General features: G+C 70.8%; 18 protein-coding genes, 2 pseudogenes and 1 riboswitch. Of the genes and pseudogenes, 5 read left to right on the top strand and 15 right to left on the bottom strand.

All coding sequences use genetic code 11. From position 1 onward, the window contains the following. Window positions 1-54 precede the first annotated feature (54 nt). From ACZ562_RS22725 to ACZ562_RS22705, 5 genes and pseudogenes are all read right to left on the bottom strand, one after another. A complete protein-coding gene (locus ACZ562_RS22725; protein ID WP_471182010.1) occupies window positions 55-1,068 on the bottom strand; it encodes a hemolysin family protein in 1,014 nt (337 codons plus the stop codon). Next, complete coding sequence (locus ACZ562_RS22720) at window positions 1,065-2,393, bottom strand: hemolysin family protein (RefSeq protein ID WP_471182008.1); 1,329 nt, start codon at window positions 2,391-2,393, stop codon at window positions 1,065-1,067. Before ACZ562_RS22720 ends, ACZ562_RS22725 begins: the two co-directional genes overlap by 4 nt. Before the next feature lie 142 nt (window positions 2,394-2,535). Next, a pseudogene (locus tag ACZ562_RS22715) lies at window positions 2,536-2,888 on the bottom strand (GNAT family N-acetyltransferase); the annotation flags it as partial. Window positions 2,889-3,081: 193 nt separating this feature from the next. Then, the gene (locus tag ACZ562_RS22710; RefSeq protein ID WP_471182005.1) at window positions 3,082-5,649 is read right to left on the bottom strand and encodes an ABC transporter permease; all 2,568 of its coding nucleotides are present in this window, start codon (window positions 5,647-5,649) and stop codon (window positions 3,082-3,084) included. Between the two features lie 4 nt (window positions 5,650-5,653). Continuing rightward, complete coding sequence (locus ACZ562_RS22705) at window positions 5,654-6,469, bottom strand: ABC transporter ATP-binding protein (protein WP_471182003.1); 816 nt, start codon at window positions 6,467-6,469, stop codon at window positions 5,654-5,656. Window positions 6,470-6,610: 141 nt separating this feature from the next. On the opposite strand from ACZ562_RS22705, the gene ACZ562_RS22700 reads away from it, so the two are divergent. Both ACZ562_RS22700 and ACZ562_RS22695 read left to right on the top strand, forming a co-directional pair. Continuing rightward, window positions 6,611-6,862 carry a toxin-antitoxin system HicB family antitoxin gene (locus ACZ562_RS22700; protein ID WP_471182002.1) on the top strand — a complete coding sequence of 84 codons (252 nt, stop codon included), beginning with the start codon at window positions 6,611-6,613 and terminating at the stop codon, window positions 6,860-6,862. A gap of 4 nt (window positions 6,863-6,866) precedes the next feature. Next, entirely contained in the window at window positions 6,867-7,241 is a 375-nt protein-coding gene (locus tag ACZ562_RS22695; protein WP_471181999.1) for a fic family toxin-antitoxin system, toxin component, read from the top strand. Here the strand turns inward: ACZ562_RS22695 and ACZ562_RS22690 are convergent, their stop codons facing one another. From ACZ562_RS22690 to bioB, 5 genes and pseudogenes are all read right to left on the bottom strand, one after another. After that, the gene (locus ACZ562_RS22690) at window positions 7,242-7,931 is read right to left on the bottom strand and encodes a class I SAM-dependent methyltransferase (protein ID WP_471181997.1); all 690 of its coding nucleotides are present in this window, start codon (window positions 7,929-7,931) and stop codon (window positions 7,242-7,244) included. A 73-nt stretch (window positions 7,932-8,004) separates the two neighbouring features. Then, window positions 8,005-8,220 (bottom strand): annotated as a pseudogene (locus tag ACZ562_RS22685) (lipase); the annotation flags it as partial. Window positions 8,221-8,231: 11 nt separating this feature from the next. Next, on the bottom strand, window positions 8,232-8,948 hold the full coding sequence (gene bioD / locus ACZ562_RS22680; RefSeq protein ID WP_471181994.1) for a dethiobiotin synthase: 717 nt from the start codon (window positions 8,946-8,948) through the stop codon (window positions 8,232-8,234). A 14-nt stretch (window positions 8,949-8,962) separates the two neighbouring features. Next, window positions 8,963-10,243 (bottom strand): adenosylmethionine--8-amino-7-oxononanoate transaminase, encoded by a 1,281-nt coding sequence (locus ACZ562_RS22675; RefSeq protein ID WP_471181992.1) that lies wholly within the window; start codon window positions 10,241-10,243, stop codon window positions 8,963-8,965. Further along, window positions 10,236-11,465, bottom strand: coding sequence for a biotin synthase BioB (gene bioB, locus ACZ562_RS22670; RefSeq protein WP_471181990.1), 1,230 nt, complete (start codon window positions 11,463-11,465; stop codon window positions 10,236-10,238). Before bioB ends, ACZ562_RS22675 begins: the two co-directional genes overlap by 8 nt. Before the next feature lie 148 nt (window positions 11,466-11,613). On the opposite strand from bioB, the gene ACZ562_RS22665 reads away from it, so the two are divergent. Next, window positions 11,614-12,741, top strand: a complete 1,128-nt coding sequence (locus tag ACZ562_RS22665; RefSeq protein WP_471181988.1) for an 8-amino-7-oxononanoate synthase — start codon at window positions 11,614-11,616, stop codon at window positions 12,739-12,741. A gap of 40 nt (window positions 12,742-12,781) precedes the next feature. On the opposite strand, the gene ACZ562_RS22660 is transcribed toward ACZ562_RS22665, so the two are convergent. Continuing rightward, window positions 12,782-13,018: a DUF397 domain-containing protein gene (locus ACZ562_RS22660; protein ID WP_471181985.1), complete on the bottom strand. Its 237-nt coding sequence runs from the start codon at window positions 13,016-13,018 to the stop codon at window positions 12,782-12,784. Between the two features lie 9 nt (window positions 13,019-13,027). Continuing rightward, the gene (locus ACZ562_RS22655; RefSeq protein ID WP_471181982.1) at window positions 13,028-13,888 is read right to left on the bottom strand and encodes a helix-turn-helix domain-containing protein; all 861 of its coding nucleotides are present in this window, start codon (window positions 13,886-13,888) and stop codon (window positions 13,028-13,030) included. A gap of 212 nt (window positions 13,889-14,100) precedes the next feature. Here ACZ562_RS22655 and ACZ562_RS22650 point away from each other — a divergent pair, with 212 nt between their 5' ends. Then, window positions 14,101-14,583: an ATP-binding protein gene (locus tag ACZ562_RS22650; RefSeq protein WP_471181980.1), complete on the top strand. Its 483-nt coding sequence runs from the start codon at window positions 14,101-14,103 to the stop codon at window positions 14,581-14,583. Between the two features lie 92 nt (window positions 14,584-14,675). On the opposite strand, the gene ACZ562_RS22645 is transcribed toward ACZ562_RS22650, so the two are convergent. From ACZ562_RS22645 to ACZ562_RS22635, 3 genes are all read right to left on the bottom strand, one after another. Next, window positions 14,676-15,149 (bottom strand): C40 family peptidase, encoded by a 474-nt coding sequence (locus ACZ562_RS22645; RefSeq protein WP_471181978.1) that lies wholly within the window; start codon window positions 15,147-15,149, stop codon window positions 14,676-14,678. 3 nt (window positions 15,150-15,152) lie between these two features. Further along, window positions 15,153-15,295, bottom strand: a riboswitch (cyclic di-AMP (ydaO/yuaA leader). 417 nt (window positions 15,296-15,712) lie between these two features. Next, on the bottom strand, window positions 15,713-16,021 hold the full coding sequence (locus tag ACZ562_RS22640) for a hypothetical protein (RefSeq protein ID WP_471181975.1): 309 nt from the start codon (window positions 16,019-16,021) through the stop codon (window positions 15,713-15,715). A gap of 8 nt (window positions 16,022-16,029) precedes the next feature. After that, on the bottom strand, window positions 16,030-16,665 hold the full coding sequence (locus ACZ562_RS22635; protein ID WP_471181973.1) for an ATP-dependent Clp protease proteolytic subunit: 636 nt from the start codon (window positions 16,663-16,665) through the stop codon (window positions 16,030-16,032). 63 nt (window positions 16,666-16,728) lie between these two features. On the opposite strand from ACZ562_RS22635, the gene ACZ562_RS22630 reads away from it, so the two are divergent. Beyond that, window positions 16,729-17,007, top strand: coding sequence for a type II toxin-antitoxin system Phd/YefM family antitoxin (locus tag ACZ562_RS22630; protein WP_471181970.1), 279 nt, complete (start codon window positions 16,729-16,731; stop codon window positions 17,005-17,007). The last annotated feature ends 156 nt before the right edge of the window (window positions 17,008-17,163 follow it).

Here is a 17,163-nt window from a genome sequence, read left to right as displayed (position 1 = left end):
AGATGGTAACCCGGGACCATACCCAGCGGTCGGTCGGCCCGGACCCCGGATCGCCTATGCCCGCTGACCGAACAGCTCCCGCAGCACGTCCTCCATCGTCACCAGCCCCGCCAGCCGACCGTCGCCCCCGAGCACGGCCGCGAGGTGGGTCCGGCTGCCCCGCATCGCCGTGAGGACGTCGTCCAGCGGTGTGCTCTCCCGGACCCGGGCGATGGGCCGCATGTCCGACACGCGGAGCGGCACATCTCGCGGGGAGGCGTCCAGCGCGTCCTTCACATGCAGGTAGCCGACGATGCGGCGCCCGTCGTCCACCACCGGGAAGCGGGAGAACCCGGTCTCGGCGGACAGCTGCTCCAGCTCCTCCGGAGTGACGCCCACGCGCGCGTAGACCACGCCCTCCAGCGGAAGCACCACGTCCCGCACGGGCCGGCGGCCCAGCTCGAGTGCGTCGTGCAGGCGCTCCCGCGCGCGGTCGTCGATGAGGCCCGCCTCGCCCGAGTCCCGCACCATCCGGGCCAGCTCGGCATCCGAGAAGCTGGCCGTGACCTCGTTCTTGACCTCGACCCGCAACAGTTTCAGCAGGCCGTTCGCGAAGGCGTTGATCGCGAAGATCACCGGCCGCAGCGCCCGGGACAGCGTCACCAGCGGCGGGCCCAGCAGCAGCGCGCTGCGCACGGGCTCCGCGAGCGCGATGTTCTTCGGCACCATCTCACCGAGCAGCATGTGCAGGTAGGTCGCCAGGGTCAGCGCGATCACGAAGGACACGGCGTGTCCCGCACCCGGGGGTACTCCCACCGCGTGGAACACCGGCTCCAGCAAATGCGCGATCGCCGGTTCCGCGACCACACCCAGGACCAGCGTGCACAGCGTGATGCCGAGCTGCGCGGCCGCCATCAGCGCGGACACGTGCTGCAGACCCCACAGCACGCTCTTCGCGCGCCGGTCGCCCTCGTCGGCGTACGGCTCGATCTGGCTGCGGCGCACGGAGATCAGTGCGAACTCGGCGCCCACGAAGAAGGCGTTGACGACGAGGGTCGCCAGACCGATCAGTATCTGTACGGCGGTCATCGCTCCCCCTGCTCGTCCGTGCCGTGCGGTGCGTGCAGCACTACGCGCGCTGCCCTGCGCCCCGAGGCGTCCACGACGTCCAGCCGCCAGCCGGCCACGTCCACGGAGTCACCGACGGCCGGAATGCGGCCGAGCTGTGTCGCGACGAGACCGGCCAGCGTCTCGTACGGCCCCTCGGGCGGCCTGAGGCCGACGCGAAGGAGCTGGTCCATGCGGGCGGACCCGTCCGCGGAGTACAGCGTGTGGCCCTCCTCGTCGTTCCCGGCCGGCGCCAGGTCCGGTGTCTCGTGCGGGTCGTGCTCGTCCCGTACTTCGCCGACGACCTCCTCGACGATGTCCTCCAGAGTGGCCACTCCCGCGGTGCCGCCGTACTCGTCGATCACGACCGCCATCGTGCGTTTGCCGGAGAGCCGGTCGAGAAGCCGGTCGACGGTCAGTGACTCCGGGACCAGGAGCGGCTCACGCATCACCTCGGAGACGGGGACGCGGGTCCGCCGCCCGGCGGGCACGGCCAGGCAGTCCTTGATGTGCGCGGTGCCCACGACCGAGTCGAGGCTGCCGCGGTAGACGGGGAAACGGGACAGCCCAGTCGCCCGGGTGGCGTTCGCCACGTCCTCGCAGGTGGCCTGTGCGTCCAGGGCGATGACCTGCACGCGCGGCGTCATCACGTTCTCCGCGGTCAGGTCGGCGAGGTTCAGCGTCCGGACGAACAGTTCGGCGGTGTCCGCCTCCAGGGCGCCTTCCCGGGCGGAGTGCCGGGCCAGGGCCGCCAGTTCCTGCGGTCCGCGCGCGGAGGCCAGCTCTTCGGCGGGCTCCAGGCCGAACCGGCGTACGGAACGGTTCGCGGTGTTGTTGAGGTGTGTGATGAAGGGGCGGAACGCGGCGCTGAACCAGCGCTGCGCGTTCCCCACCCGCTTGGCCACGGCCAGCGGCGAGGAGATCGCCCAGTTCTTGGGCACCAGTTCGCCGACGACCATCAGGAACACGGTCGACAGGGCCGTACCGAGCACCAGTGCGAGCGAACTCGCCGTGGAGCGCGAGATGCCGAGCGACTCCAGCGGGCCCTCGATCAGCGTGGCGATCGACGGTTCGGCGAGCATGCCGACGACCAAGTTGGTGACCGTGATGCCGAGCTGCGCCCCGGAGAGCTGGAAGGTCAGGTTCCGTGCGGCCTTGAGGGCGCCCGCGGCACCCCGCTCGCCGCGCTCCACGGCCCGCTCCAGCTCGCTGCGCTCGACCGTCGTGAGTGAGAACTCCGCCGCGACGAAGGCACCGCAGGCCAGCGAGAGCAGGATCGCCACCAGCAGGAGGAGCACTTCGGTCATCGGGTCACCTCCGTCCCATGATCGGGCAGGGAGGGAAGGAACGCGCGATGGTGCGTACTGGGAGGCTCGCCCATGGGCGGACGCTCACACCTTTCATGAAGGATCGGACAGTCCTCCAATGGTAAAGGGTGAGCAAAGCCGCTCAGTCGGTGAGGGGCTTCACCCAGCGCCCCACTTCTCCTCGAGCGTGTACCCCGCCGCGCGCCACGTATGGTGCGCCCTCGCGTTGTGCGTCGGCACCACCTCGTCCCCGCGCCGCCCGCCGAGGCGTACGAACCGCTCCTCGGCGGCGGTGAGCAGGGCCGAGCCGATCCCCTGGCGGCGATACTCCGGGTGCACCGCCAGCCGGTACAGATGGCAGCGCCAGCCGTGGAAGCCCGCGATCACCGTGCCGACCGGCTCACCGCCGCGCTCGGCCAGGATCAGTGCCTCGGGGTCGCGGTCGACCAGCCGCTCCACGCCGCCCCGGTCGTCGCTGATGCCCGCGCCCTCGGCGACGTAGCCGGTGCCGAGGCCCGGTTCGGGGCGCCCGCCCGTCAGGGCGTCCGTGGTGGCCACTTTTGCGGGCGGGCAAGCAGGGTTCCGGGAGCCCGCGTTGAGCACGAACGTGCCCGGCCGGGGCTGACGGAACGGTCGCGGCATGAACTCTCCCCGGGGCCGGCCGACTTGAGTGTCAGCCGCGATCCCGTCACTCGTGCGCGATGGCCGCCAGCACGTTCATACGGGATGCGCGCAACGCGGGCAGCAGCGCCGCCACGATCCCCACCACCGCCGAACCGATCACGACCGCGACGATCGTGCCCCAGGGGATCGCGAGGGCCTTCATGCCCTGCAGCGCCAGCACCTGCTGGGTGCACACGCCCCACACGAGCCCCAGCGCGAGCCCCAGCACCGCGCCGAACACGGCGATCACCACCGACTCCAGCCGGATCATCCGGCGCAGCTGGCGCCGGCCGAGCCCGATGGCCCGCAGCAGCCCGATCTCACGGGTGCGCTCGACAACCGACAGGGCCAGGGTGTTGACCACACCGAGGACCGCGATCACGATCGCCAGCCCGAGCAGCGCGTAGACGAGATAGAGCAGCACGGCGATCTGGTCGTGGACGAGCTTCTTGTAGTCGGCCTGGTCTCGCACCTGGACCTGGGGATACGGGTCGAGCGTCCGCTCCAGCCGGGAGCGCAGCTGGTCGGGGTCCGTGCCGGAGGCAGCGTTGACGTACAGCGCGGAGTCCTGCCCGCCGGGGACGTACTTCTCGACCGTGGCGATGCCGAAGAACAGCCCGCCCTGCATGCCGAAGCCCTTGGCCTCGTCCTGGTCGGTGAGGGCGCCCACCTCGAGTTCGGTCTTCCGGCCGGCCGGGAACTCCACCGGGATCACACTGCCCACGCGTACGTCGTGGTCCTTCGCGAAGTCGAGGTCCATCGCGATGTTCCCGTCCGCCAGCGCGCCGGCCGTGTCGCCGTCGGCGTACTTCACCCGGGCCACGTCGTCGAGCCGGGTGTCGTAGCCCGCCGCGGTCGTCTCGATCCGCTTGCCGTCCGGCAGCCGTACCGCTACCGGCGCGAACCGCTGCCGTACGACGAGTCCGACGCCGTCGGTGCCGCGCACCTTGTCGGTGACCTCCTGGGAGAACGGCACGAAGTTGGTGTTCTGGACGATGAAGTCGGCGCCCAGGGTCTTGTCGATCTGCTGGTCGAAGGACTTGGACATGGAGGCGCTCGCCACCGACATCCCGCCCACCAGGGCGAGTCCCACCATCAGGGCGGCCGCGGTGGCGCCCGTCCGGCGGGGGTTGCGCAGGGCGTTGCGCTGGCTCATGCGGCCGATGGAGCCGAACAGGGCGGGGAAGGCGGCGCCGAGGACCCGGATCACCGGGCGCACCAGCAGCGGGCCCGCGATCACGGTCGCGATGAGCGTCAGGACGACACCGAGTCCCAGCAGGGAGGCCGAGGTGGACGTCTTCGCCGAGGTGGCACAGCCGACGAGGGCGGCGACACCGAGCGCCCCGACGATCGAACCGACCACGGCGCGCACCGTCAACGGCCGCCCCACTCCGGCGACCTCGGCGTCCGCGAGGGCGGCCATCGGCGAGACCCGGGCCGCCCGCCGGGCCGGGAGGTACGCCGCCACGAACGTGACGCCGACGCCGACGACGTAGGCCGACACAGGAGTCGCCCACCCGATGACCATCTCCGTGGTCTTCAGGTTCATGCCGAACACACCCATGAGTTTGATCAGGCCGTAGGCAAGCCCGATGCCCGCCGCCAGGCCCAGCGTCGAGCCGACCACGCCGAGCAGGACCGCCTCGGTGAGCACCGACCGCCGTACCTGCCGCCGGTCGGCGCCGAGGGCCCTGAGCAGGCCGAGTTCGCGGGTGCGCTGGGCGATCAGCATCGAGAAGGTGTTGACGATCAGGAACACGCCGACCAGGACGGAGATCCCGGCGAAGCCGAGCATGACGTACTTGATCACGTCGAGGAATCCGCCGAGGTCGGCCGCGGACGACTTCGCCTGTTCGTCGGCCGTCCTGATGTCGTAGGCGCCGGTGCCGATCTCGGTGGCGATACGGCGCTTGAGCTCGGCGTCGCTCACGCCCTGCGCCGCGTCCACCGAGACGGAGGTGGCCCGGTCCGCCTTGCCCAGCAGCTGCGAGGCGGCGGTCTCCGGGTCGAGGAACACCAAGGCCGCACCCGGGTTGGTGGTGGTGAAGGTGGCGATGCCGACGATCTCGACCTTGAAGGAGCCGGGCTGGGCCAGGACCGTGAGCGTGTCGCCGATCTTCACGTGCTTCTTGTCGGCGGTGTCGGCGTCGAGCAGCGCCTCGCCGGCCTCGCGCGGGGCGTGGCCCGAGGTCAGCTTCACGGGACTGCGGTCGGTGAGGTACCAGTCGGTGGCGATGGTGGGGGCGCCCGTGGTCGGCCCGACCGACTTGTTGTCGCTGTCCACGACCGTGATGTTCTCGACGGACACGTCCGCGTGCGTGGACTCGACCCCGTCGACCTTCGCCACCTCGCGCGCGAGCGAGGCGGGAACGGTCTCGGTCGCGCCGGTCGGCACGGACGACGAGAGGCCCTGTTTCGGCTCCACCGTCACGTCGGCCGACGTGGACGCGAACAGCCGGTCGAAGGTGCGGGAGACCGTGTCGGAGAAGATCAGGCTGCCCGCGACGAACGCCACGGACAGGACCACGGCCAGTGCGGAGAGCAGCAGCCGTCCCTTGTGGGCGAGGAAGCTCCTCAGTGTTGCCTTCAGCACCGGCTCAGTCCTCCTTGGCGGCAACGGCGCCGTCGTCGAACTGACTGCGGATCACGTCGAACCGCTTCATGCGTTCAAGGACCGCCTCCGCCGTCGGATGCTCCATCTCGTCGACGATCCGCCCGTCCGCTAGAAAGAGCACCAGGTCGGAGTGGGCGGCGGCGCCCGGGTCGTGGGTGACCATGACCACCGTCTGCCCGAGGGTGTCGACGGCCTCGCGCAGGAAGGCGAGGACCTCCAGCCCGGCCCGCGAGTCGAGGTTGCCGGTCGGCTCGTCCGCGAAGATCAGCTCGGGACGGGAGGCGAGCGCACGGGCGCACGCCACGCGCTGCTGCTGGCCTCCGGAGAGCTGGGCGGGCCGGTGCCCCAGGCGGTCGCGCAGCCCCAGTGTGCCGATGATCTGGTCCAGCCACTTCTCGTCGGGTTTCTTGCCCGCGATGTCCATGGGCAGGGTGATGTTCTCGGCCGCGTTCAGCGTGGGAATCAGGTTGAACGACTGGAACATGAACCCGATCCGGTCTCGGCGCAGCCGCGTCAGCTCGCGCTCCTTCAACCCCGTGATCTCGGTGTCGCCGAGCCACACCTGCCCGGCGGAGACGGTGTCCAGCCCGGCCAGACAGTGCATCATCGTGGACTTCCCGGAGCCCGACGGCCCCATGACCGCGGTGAAGCGGCCGCGCGCGATGTCCACGTCCACCGAGTCCAGGGCGAGCACCGTCGTCTCGCCCGAGCCGTACGCCTTGGTCAGACCTCGGGCGCGGGCCGCGATGCCGTCGGCCGACGCCAGGCCCGGCGCGTGCTCCGCAGCAGGTGTGGACAAGAGGGCCTCCTTGGTGGTGCTTCGCTCTGGATGTCCCGAATTCCTCGTTCCCGCCGAGGGTAGTGTGATCGGGTCCACACCCGGTATCCATCCGTGGGAGGACTTCTTGCCGTGCTAGCACTCCGGCGCTAGCTTCGAGGTATGGCGAAGACCCAGCTGAACGTACGGGTGGACGAGGGCACCGCCCGCGCCGCCCGCGAACGCGCCCTGGCCCGCGGCATGAGCGTCAACCGCTACATCGAGGAGCTGGTCAGACAGGACACCGGGGAAGTGGGCCACACGTTCGTGGAGGCCGCCGCCGACTTCATGAAGCAGTACAGGGCCGTCTTCACCGAGGAGTTCGGCGCGGACCCGGCTCCCGGGGCGGAAGGCACACGCGAAGGTCGCCACTGAGCCCTTGAGCCACCTCAGAATCGACCTGGCCTGGCTCCTGATGCTCGCCGAACACAACACGCCGGGAGACCCCCAGGTCAGCGACTGGGGCGCCCTCGTCGCCGCGGTCGCGCGCCACCAGGCCGAGATATTCGACGTCCCCGTCTACGACAGTCCGCACGCGCGCGCCGCCGCGCTGCTCCAACTCCTCATCCACGTCCCCGCGCTGGAGCGCTCCAACGCCCTCTTCGCCTGCGCCGTCGCGTACGCCTACCTCGTGGCCAGCGGCCTGAAGGTCGTCACCTCGCCCGAGCAGGTCCGGGAGCTCGCCCGCCTGGTCAAGAGCGGTGAGGCCTCGGTCGAGGACATCGCGCGTGAGCTGCGGCAGTGGAGCCTGTGATCAGCGCTCCGCGGTCCCGGGGCGCCACGCGGTGCCCAGTACGCAGTAGGACGTGGGCAGTTTCGGCCCTTTCTCCGGCATGAGCACCCGTCGGTAGGGCCCCAGTTCGAACCCGGCGTCGCGCAGCGCGGCGACCGGGTCCCGTGCCAGATGGCAGCCGCCGTTCAGGCGCGGCCACAGCGTCCGGTCCAGCGTGCGCTGGGTGACATGCATGACCCGGCCGCCGCCCTTGCCGTGCTCGAAGAACCGCACGACTCCGCCGGGCCGCAGCACCCGCCGCACCTCGCCGAGTGCCCGCGGCACGTCCCGCACACTGCACAGCACCAACGAGATCACGACCGCGTCGAAGGCCTCGCTCTTGACCGGTAGCGCCTCCGCCGCGCCCGGCGCCACGTCGACCGGCACCTCGGAGCGCAGGGCGGCCTCCACCGCCAACTTCCGCAGCACACGCTCCGGTTCGATGGCCACGACCTCCGCGACCGTGCTCGGATAGTGCGCGAAGTTCAGCCCGTTGCCCGCGCCGATCTCGATCACCCGGCCGGACAGACCGGTGAGCAGCCGTTCGCGCACGGTGGCCATGCCCAACCGCGTCTCGGCCGTGACGCTGACACGGGCGTAGTACCGGGCGAACAGCGGGTGGTGCACGGGATCCCGCGCCACCTTGCCGGAGTCGGGCGACCGTAGCGGCATGGGGACCTCCTCGCAGGACGGGCCTTACCGCGATTGTCCCCCGTACGAGCCCCGCGCACCCCCCGCTGTCGGCTCATTCGACGAAGTCGCGCACCTGTTCGTACAAGCCGTAGTCGTTGTTCATGTCGGTGTGCGAGAGGCACCCGACCTCGACGTCGGCCGCACCGCTGAGGATCGCGGTGGTGTCCGGGGTGAGCGCGTCGTCGCAGTGGGACCAGTAGCTGGCGTAGGCGACGCTGCCCGGCGTCTCGTCGCCGGAGTTGAGCGAGGTGAGGAAGGAACTGCCGGTGAGGCCACCGTCTAGGGCGCCTCCCGCACCCTGAACGCCTCCGCGTCCCATGTCCCGTCGAGCCGTGGCGCCAGCCAGTGCGGAGCGGCCTCACGGAAGTCGGCGGGCGGGAGCTTCGCGGCCCCGGAGGGCAGGGCGCCGAGCAGCGGTGCCCCGGTCACGTCCGGCAGGTCCGCGAGGTTGCAGCGCGCCGCGAGGTCCGGCGCGTCCGGCCAGCTGCCGATCACGATCCCCAGCAAGTCGATCCGCCGGGCACGGAGTTCACGCGCCGTGAGCTCCGTCGTGTTCAGCGTGCCAAGACCCGCGGCCGCCACGACCAGGACGGGTGCCGCCAGCAGCCGGGCAGCGTCCGCCAGCGTGCCGCCCGCGGCGTCGAACCGTACGAGCAGCCCGCCCGCGCCCTCCACGAGCACCAGATCGTGCTCGGTGGCCAGCTTGGCGGCGGCCTCGGCGACCTCGTGCGGATGCACCGGCGCGCGGCCCGCCCGCCGCGCGGCCGTCCCGGGCGCCAGCGGCTCGGGATAGCGGGCGAGTTCGGTCGCCGTCACGGGACCGGCGAGCCGCACGACCTCGTCGGCGTCCCCGGGCTCGTCCGGCCGTACGCCCGTCTGAGCGGCCTTCAGCACCGCCACCGAACGGCCGGCCGCGAGGGCCGCGGCGGCGACGGCGGCGGTCGTGACCGTCTTGCCGATCTCCGTTCCCGTGCCCGTGATCACCACTACCGGCATGTCATCACTCCCGCTCATCCCTCTCGCGCGGCCGCGCACACCGCGCGCGCGATCCGAGCCACGTCCGCGTCTCCCGTCACGAACGGCGGCATGGTGTAGACGAGGTCGCGGAAGGGCCGCAGCCACACACCCTCCCGCACGGCCGCCCGGGTGGCGGCCGTCATGTCGACGTCGTGGTCCAGCTGGACCACCCCGATGGCCCCGAGGACCCGTACGTCCTTCACACCCGGCAGCCCGAGAGCGGGCGCCAGCCCGTCTCGCAGGCCCGCCTCGATCCGCTTGACCTCCGCCAGCCAGTCCTGGCCGAGCAGGAGCCCGATCGAGGCGCAGGCGACGGCGGCGGCGAGCGGGTTGCCCATGAAGGTGGGACCGTGGGCCAGCACCGGCACGTCGCCCCGCGAGATGCCGTCGGCGACGCGCGAGGTGCACAGCGTGGCCGCCATGGTCATGTATCCGCCGGTCAGCGCCTTGCCCACGCACATCACGTCCGGCGTCACCGCCGCGTGCTCCGCGGCGAACAGGGCGCCCGTGCGCCCGAAACCGGTGGCGATCTCGTCGAACACCAGCAGCACGCCCTGCGCGTCGCACGCCTCGCGCAGCACCCGCAGATAGGCGGGGGAGTGGAACCGCATCCCGCCCGCGCCCTGCACCACCGGCTCGACGATCACCGCGGCGAGTTCGTCGGCGTGCCGCTCGATCGCCGCACGCAGCTGGTCCGCGTACGACTCCTCGTACTCGGCCGGAGGCGGGTCCACGAACACCTGGCGCTGGAGGACCCCGCTCCACAGCTCGTGCATCCCGCCCTGGGGATCGCACACGGACATCGGCTGCCAGGTGTCGCCGTGGTAGCCGCCGCGCCAGGTCAGCAGGCGCTGCTTGCCGGGCCGGCCGAGCGAGCGCCAGTACTGCAGGCACATCTTGACCGCGACCTCGACCGAAACCGATCCGGAGTCGGCGAGGAAGACGTGCTCCAGGCCGTCGGGCGACATGTCGACAAGGAGCTTCGCCAGTCGTACGGCGGGCTCGTGGGTGAGCCCGCCGAACATCACGTGACTCATCCGCCCGAGCTGCTCGCGTGCCGCCTCGTTGAGCACGGGGTGGTTGTAGCCGTGGATCGCCGACCACCAGGACGACATGCCGTCGACGAGTTCGGCCGAGCCGTCGGCGGGCCTGAGCCGCACCCCGCTCGCCGATTCCACGACGAGCGGTTCCTGGCGGCCGGGCATGGGACCGTACGGATGCCACACGTGCCGCCGGTCGAGCTCCAGCAGCTGGCGCACGCTCAGGTCAGGCATTGGGCGCGAGATCCGTGCCGGCACCCCGGCGGCGTACCGCGACGAGATCGGTACGGGCCTCGTTGACCGGCGCGGCCGGAGTGGCCGAGGCAGCCGTACCGCACACGCCGCCCCCCTCGTGGGACCCGCACCCGGCACTCTCGTGGGACCCGCATCCCCCGCCCGAGTGGCCCCCGCACCCGGCACTCTCCTGCGATCCGCACCCGCCCGCGGCCGCCGCCCGGTGCTCCGGCAGCGTCACCTGGTCGGCGCCCTCCACCTCGAACCCTGCGTCGGCGATCATCTCCAGGTCGGCCTTGCCGGCCTGGCCCTCGCTGGTGAGGTAGTCGCCGAGGAAGATCGAGTTGGCCAGGTTCAGGGCCAGCGGCTGCATGGTGCGCAGATGGACCTCGCGGCCGCCCGCGATCCGCACCTCGACGTCCGGGCAGACGAACCGGACCATCGCGAGGATCCTGAGGCACCGCTGCGGGGTGAGGTTCCACTCCTTGGCGAGCGGGGTGCCCTCGAAGGGGATCAGGAAGTTGACGGGAACCGAGTCCGGGTCCAGCTCGCGGAGCGAGAAGACGACGTCGACCAGGTCCTCGTCGCTCTCGCCCATGCCGGCGATCAGGCCGGAGCAGGCGGACAGGCCGGCCGCGTGGGCCTTCCGAACGGTGTCGACGCGGTCGGCGTAGGTGTGCGTGGTCGTGATGTCCCCGTACGTCCCCTCGGACGTGTTGAGGTTGTGGTTGTACGCGTCGGCGCCCGCCTCACGCAGCCGCTCGGCCTGGCCGTCGGTGAGCAGGCCCAGACAGGCGCACACCTCGACGCCCTCGTTCTGGTCCTTGATCGCCTTGATGGTGTCCGAGACCCGGTCCACGTCACGGTCCGTCGGCCCGCGGCCGCTGGCCACCAGACATACCCGCTTGGCGCCGCCCGCCAGCCCGGCCGCGGCGGCCTCGGACGCCTCGTCCGGCTTGAGCCAGGTGTACTTCAGAATGCCGGCGGTGGAGCCGAGCCGCTGGGAGCAGTAGGAGCAGTCCTCGGGGCACAGGCCGGACTTCAGGTTGACGAGGTAGTTGAGTTTCACGCGTCGGCCGAACCAGTGGCGGCGTACCTTTCCGGCCGCGGCCACCACGTCGAGCAGATCGTCGTCGGAGGTGGCGAGGACGGCAAGAGCCTCCTCGCGGGTCGGCACCTCGCGCCGAAGCCCCTTGTCCACCAGTGTGTTCAGCAGGTCCATGAGAGCCGATCCTGTCTTAAAGGACCGCCCGCGGCCAAGGAGAGACCGGACAAACAGAGCCCGTCAGCCGTGTGGGTATTGCCACACCGTCGGTCGCAAAACGTACCGCTAGGGTCTGTTCACTGCCTACAAAAGCCCCGGAGGACCCATGGCGTTCGGCTGGATCGACGAGCAGGCGCGAGCGCGCCGCCGCGCCGGACTCGTACGGACCCTGCGCCCCCGCCCCGCCGACTCGCCCCTGCTCGACCTCGCGAGCAACGACTACCTGGGCCTGGCCCGGCATCCCGAGGTCACCGAGGGCGCGGCGCGTGCCGCGCGCACCTGGGGCGGCGGCGCGACCGGCTCCCGGCTCGTCACCGGCACCACGGATCTTCACACCGAGCTGGAACGCGAGCTGGCCGCCTTCTGCGGTTTCGAGGCGGCCCTGGTCCTCTCCTCCGGGTACGCGGCCAACCTCGCAGCGGTCACGGCGCTCGCCCCGCACGGCTCGCTGATCGTCTCCGACGCGGGAAACCACGCCTCGCTGATCGACGGCTGCCGGCTGGCCCGGGGCACGACACAGGTCGTCGCGCACGCCGAACCCGACGCCGTGCGCAAGGCACTCCGGACGCAGGACGGGCCGGCCGTCGTGGTGTCCGACACGGTCTTCTCCGTCGACGGCGACGCCGCCCCGCTGTCCGCGCTCGCCGAGGCGTGCCGGGAGCACGGAGCGGGGCTGGTCGTGGACGACGCCCACGGCCTCGGCGTGCTCGGCGACGGCGGCCGCGGCGCCCCGCACGCGGCGGGGCTCGCGGGCGCCGACGACGTCGTCGTGACGGTCACGCTGTCCAAGTCGCTCGGCAGCCAGGGCGGAGCCGTGCTGGGCCCCGCCCGGGTGATCGACCACCTGGTCAACGCGGCCCGGACGTTCATCTTCGACACGGGCCTCGCCCCCGCGGCGGCGGGCGCGGCCCTGGCGGCCCTGGGGCTGCTGCGCCGCGAGCCGGAGCGGGCGGAGCGGGCGCGCGCGGTGGCGGGCGAGCTGCACGCACGCCTGACCGCCGCGGGTCTGGAGGCGGTACGTCCGGACGCGGCAGTGGTCTCCGTGCGCGCGCCGTCCCCGGAGGGGGCCGTGCAGTGGGCGGCCGACTGCCGCGCGGCCGGGCTGGCCGTGGGTTGCTTCCGTCCTCCTTCCGTGCCCGACGGCATCTCACGGCTGAGGCTGACCGCCCGCGCGGACCTCTCCGAGGCGCAGATCGAACGCGCTGTACATGTGATCGGCGAAACGCGACCATGAGTCGGCGTGACACGGCCGCGCAGTGCGCGCTGTGGAACGATCAGAAGTGATCTGAAACGATCCCGGCCGTGAATCCCGCCCAGCTCCCGGGGGAGAAGAGCAGTGCGGGCCCGGCCGGGTCCTTGGAGTCGCGTACGGCGAGCAGTCCGGCTCCTGGGCCGGTCAGCGGGCGAGCCGTCTCGACGCAGTTGTTCGCTCCCGTGCTGTAGCTGCTGCGCAGCCATCGCACGTCGTGCAGAGCGGTGCTGGAAGGTACGTTCCGAGGCAGTGCTGACATGGTGCCTCCTTACGCGCCGGCACCTATCCCGGCGATGTAATCCAACGAGTCCTCGGGCGAAAGGGCGTGGATCCGAAGAGAGTTGAAGGCCTCGGTGTAGGCCTCCAGGTCTTCTTTCCGTTCGAGGTAGAGGCTACTCGTCAAGTGGTCGAGAACAACCACATTTAGATCAGAAGTGCGCGAAAATGAGAAGATAACGAAAGGCCCGGTCACGCCGATATGCGCCCCGGCCGCGAACGGCAGCACCTGCAGGCGCACTTGGGGCAGTCGTGCCGACTCCACCAGCCGCTCCAGCTGCCGCGCCATCACCCCGGGACCGCCGACCTCGCGGCGCAGCACCGCCTCGTCCAGGACCGCGCTCAGCCGCAGCGGCGGCTCGGCCCGCAGCACGTCCTGCCTGGCCAGTCGCACTTCCACCAGTGCGTCCAGCCGCTCGTCGTCCAGGCCGTCCACCGCGGCCCGGGTCACCGCCCGGGCGTACTCGGGTGTCTGCAGCAGCCCCGGGACGACAGAGGTCTCCAGCGTGCGCATCGCGCTGGCCTGTGACTCCAGGCTGATGAAGTCCCGGTAGGTCGGCGGCAGCACTCCGCGGTACGCGTGCCACCAGTGGTGCCGTCCGCCGCCGTCGTCGGAACTCGCCAAGGCCAGCAGCAACTCCCGCAGTTGGGGTTCCGCCACGCCGTAGGCGTCGAGAAGCAACCGCACGTCGGCCGGTTTCACCCCGCTGGCGCCGGTCTCGATCCGGCTCACCTTCGACTGGTGCCAGCCCACCAGACGGGCCGCCTCGCCACTGGTGAGTGCCGCGCCGGTGCGCAGCGCACGCAGTTCGGCACCAAGCTTCCGCCGGCGCACCGCGGGACCGTGCTGCATGCGCAACTCCTTACTCCTTCCGGGCCGCCCAAATACGCTCTTCCGTCGGAGAGTTCACCGCTTTGAGCGACAGATATATGCAGATCTTGGTGGATCGCCATCCTGACCGGCGCGGTAATGGCAGTCTGGCGACGAAGCACCAGTCCGGGACCGTACTCGAACCATCCGCTCCGTGTCGGACTGCGGTCCCGTGGGAAAGGGACGACGTCGTCATGGCAGACCATCTGGAATCATCCGTCACTCTGCCGAGCGATCCCGCCTCGGTCTCCGCGGCCCGTACCTACGTGGTGGGCACCCTGGCGGAGTGGGGACTGCCGAAGGACGTGGAACTGGCCGACACCATCCGGCTCATCGTCTCCGAACTCGCCACCAACGCCGTACAGCACACCTTGGGCCAGTCACCCACCTTCACGGTGGACATCGCGCTCGACCGCGACGAACAACTGCGCATCGGCGTGACCGACAGTCATCCGCGCTTCCCCAAACGCCTGCCGGCCGCCGTCCAGCAGGACAACGGCCGTGGCATGGTGATCATTCGCTGGCTGGCCGCGGAGTGCGGCGGCAGGCTGAGAGTGCGGCCGACCCGTGAGGGCGGCAAGACGGTCTCCATCGAACTGCCGTGGTCCCTGCCGGCCGAGCCGGTGACGGCAGCGGGACAGCAGCCGGTGACAGCAGCCGGGCAGCAGGAGCCGTAGGGGCTGTCCGGCATGATCCGCCTGAGGGCCTGAGGGCCTGAGGGCCCGGGGAGGCGGCGGCTTGTCAGGTGACCGCCGCCTCCCCGGGGGAGTCAGCTGACCCGGCCGTACCAGACGCTCCTCGTCCAGATCTTCTGCAGCTTCACCACGTCCCCGGTCTTCGGGGCGTGCCAGATCTTCCCCTTCCCGGCGTAGATGCCCACGTGGTAGACGCTGGAGCCCGAGTGGAAGAACACAAGGTCTCCGGCCTTGCGGCTCTTGGCCGAGATGTGGCGGGTCTTGTTGTACTGCTGGGCCGCCGTACGGGGCAGTGTCTTGCCCGCCTTCTTGAACGAGTACAGCGTGAGCCCGGAGCAGTCGAACCGGCGCGGACCGGTGGCGCCCCACTTGTAGGGGGAGCCCTTCTTGGAGGCCGCCACCTGAAGTGCCTTCGTCGCCGTCGTGGCTGCCGCGGCGTCGGTGGCGACACCGGGGACCACGATCGAGCCGCCCACCGCGGCGATGGTCAGTGCCGAGGCCGTGGAGGCCCGGGCCATGAGCGACGGGACACGATTGAGCGCAGTCATGCGCAACCCTTCGTCAGCCGCCTGTGAAGGATGACCTGTCGGATTCGGGCTGGCGAAGTTGCCCGGCCGCGGCTGCGGCTTCACCCCAAGGGCTGCTCGGACCGGCATCTCCCATTCGGAGACGACCGTCCCGGCGACCCGTCGTGATTGGGTCCTCCACTCCTGCCGATCCACTCCTGTCGACCGGTCATCCGGGCGGCGGCAGGACTCGGCGTCCGCCCGGACCGCCCCGCCGCTGCGGCGGGGGCTTGTCGTCAGACAGGGATCTTGACTCACAGATGGCCTGAAAGCCCAACGGAACCGGGGGTTTGTGTTGTTACTCACCACTCACCCGTTCGGGTGGACACCCCCGTGTTCGAAGGGGCGTTGAGGGGGTCGCGCACCCCCGGACCAGCAATGGAATGTTCCGTTCCGCCTCTGGGCTACGCGCGTTGTGCAACTTGGGCGGTCCTGAAAAAGGAGGGGCGTCTACTCCAATCAGCGGTACGTCATTTGGTCCGTTTCAACCCGGTTCCGGACGCTCCGCCGCTGTGGCGGATCGCCCGGGATCGGATGCGCATGCCTCAACTGTCGGAGCGCGCGGGCACGGTGACCCGGGCCGTGCGGCGCTCCCCGTCCAGCACGCGCAGCGCGCGCGCCAGCGTGGGGGCGTGCAGTTCGGTCTCGCCCCGCCGGTGCATCAGGTCCAGCGCGTCGCGCAGTTCGGCCGCCTTGGTGACCAGCGCCTGGGCTGCGCGCAGTCCGCGGTACGTGTCCCCGTGATGCGCGGGGTTGATGCGGCCCAGCAGGTCGACCACGTCGAGGTAGCGGTCGATCAACTCGCCCTCGGCGCGGGTCAGGGCGGGCAGGGGCGGCAGCTCCGGCGGCAGCATCGGGCGGCTCACCTCGCGCCGGGGGCGGTGCGGGAGGCCTTGCGGCCGGGGATGATCCGGTCCACCAGGCCGTACTCCAGCGCCTGTTGCGCGTCCATGATCATGTCCCGCTCGATGTCCGCGCTCACTTGCTCCGGGTGGCGGCCCGTGTGCCGTACGAGCATCTCCTCGAGGCGGCCGCGGACGCGGGCCAACTCGTCGGCCCGGACGGCGAGATCAATGGCCTGTCCCTCCACGGGCTCGGGCAGTGCCGGCTGGTGGATCACCACCCGCGCACCCGGGAGCGCGAACCGCTTGCCCGGAGTCCCGGCGGCCAGCAGCACCGCGGCGGACGAGCCGGCCTGGCCCAGGCAGACCGTCTCCACGTCGCAGGCGACGAACCGCATCGTGTCGTAGATCGCCGACATCGCGCTGAACGAGCCGCCCGGAGAGTTGACGTACAGCGAGATGTCCCGGTCCGGATTCTGGTGCTCGAGGTGCATGAACTGCGCCGTCACGTCGTTGGCCGAGGTGTCGTCGATCGGCGTCCCGAGGAAGACGATCCGCTCCTCCAGCAGCTTCGAGTACGGGTCCATCGTCCTGTGTCCGGAGCTCGTGCGCTCGGTGAACTCGGGCAGGACGTGGCGGGCGGACGGTCGGGTCATGGTCACCCCTCCTTCAGCGTCTGTAAAAAATGTACAGGATGTACATGACGTTATGATGGGGGCATGGCCTACGAGATTCCGGTGACGCAAGCCAGGGCTGAGCTCGCCGACCTGATCAACCGGGTGGTGTACGGCGGTGAGCGCGTCGTCGTGACACGCCACGGCAAACCCCTCGTCGCCCTCGTTTCCGCGGCTGACCTCGAGCGACTCGAAGAACCCCACAAGCCCGCGGAGGACCGGGCCATCAGCGCGGTCTCCACCGTCCGCGAGATCGCGTCCGCTCCCCGCGAACAGCAGCGCTTCGGGATCACCGCGCACCATCGGGGGGCCGGCCCCTCATAGGCCGGAACCGAAAGCGACCGCGACACCGGGATCCGAAGCGACAGGACCGCGCACCCCCGTCCGCAAAAAAAAGGGGGGGGGGGGGATCTTCGTTGGCAGGGAGCCCCTACCCCAAAAAACCCTCTGTCGGGTGCATAGCTCGTTAACTTTCTCCCA

Source organism: Streptomyces sp. NPDC040410, assembly GCF_055595715.1.
The sequence above is the reverse complement of the archived record's forward strand: the minus strand, read 5'-3'. Positions and strand labels throughout refer to the sequence as shown.

What these genes read in the sequence shown, in the direction of transcription:
- ACZ562_RS22725 (WP_471182010.1), bottom strand. Translation starts at nt 1,068, where the DNA reads ATGACCGCCGTACAGATACTGATCGGTCTGGCGACCCTCGTCGTCAAC.
- ACZ562_RS22720 (WP_471182008.1), bottom strand. Translation starts at nt 2,393, where the DNA reads ATGACCGAAGTGCTCCTCCTGCTGGTGGCGATCCTGCTCTCGCTGGCC.
- ACZ562_RS22700 (WP_471182002.1), top strand. Translation starts at nt 6,611, where the DNA reads ATGGCGAAGACCCAGCTGAACGTACGGGTGGACGAGGGCACCGCCCGC.
- ACZ562_RS22690 (WP_471181997.1), bottom strand. Translation starts at nt 7,931, where the DNA reads ATGCCGCTACGGTCGCCCGACTCCGGCAAGGTGGCGCGGGATCCCGTG.
- bioD (WP_471181994.1), bottom strand. Translation starts at nt 8,948, where the DNA reads ATGCCGGTAGTGGTGATCACGGGCACGGGAACGGAGATCGGCAAGACG.
- ACZ562_RS22675 (WP_471181992.1), bottom strand. Translation starts at nt 10,243, where the DNA reads ATGCCTGACCTGAGCGTGCGCCAGCTGCTGGAGCTCGACCGGCGGCAC.
- bioB (WP_471181990.1), bottom strand. Translation starts at nt 11,465, where the DNA reads ATGGACCTGCTGAACACACTGGTGGACAAGGGGCTTCGGCGCGAGGTG.
- ACZ562_RS22665 (WP_471181988.1), top strand. Translation starts at nt 11,614, where the DNA reads ATGGCGTTCGGCTGGATCGACGAGCAGGCGCGAGCGCGCCGCCGCGCC.
- ACZ562_RS22660 (WP_471181985.1), bottom strand. Translation starts at nt 13,018, where the DNA reads ATGTCAGCACTGCCTCGGAACGTACCTTCCAGCACCGCTCTGCACGAC.
- ACZ562_RS22655 (WP_471181982.1), bottom strand. Translation starts at nt 13,888, where the DNA reads ATGCAGCACGGTCCCGCGGTGCGCCGGCGGAAGCTTGGTGCCGAACTG.
- ACZ562_RS22650 (WP_471181980.1), top strand. Translation starts at nt 14,101, where the DNA reads ATGGCAGACCATCTGGAATCATCCGTCACTCTGCCGAGCGATCCCGCC.
- ACZ562_RS22645 (WP_471181978.1), bottom strand. Translation starts at nt 15,149, where the DNA reads ATGACTGCGCTCAATCGTGTCCCGTCGCTCATGGCCCGGGCCTCCACG.
- ACZ562_RS22640 (WP_471181975.1), bottom strand. Translation starts at nt 16,021, where the DNA reads ATGCTGCCGCCGGAGCTGCCGCCCCTGCCCGCCCTGACCCGCGCCGAG.
- ACZ562_RS22635 (WP_471181973.1), bottom strand. Translation starts at nt 16,665, where the DNA reads ATGACCCGACCGTCCGCCCGCCACGTCCTGCCCGAGTTCACCGAGCGC.
- ACZ562_RS22630 (WP_471181970.1), top strand. Translation starts at nt 16,729, where the DNA reads ATGGCCTACGAGATTCCGGTGACGCAAGCCAGGGCTGAGCTCGCCGAC.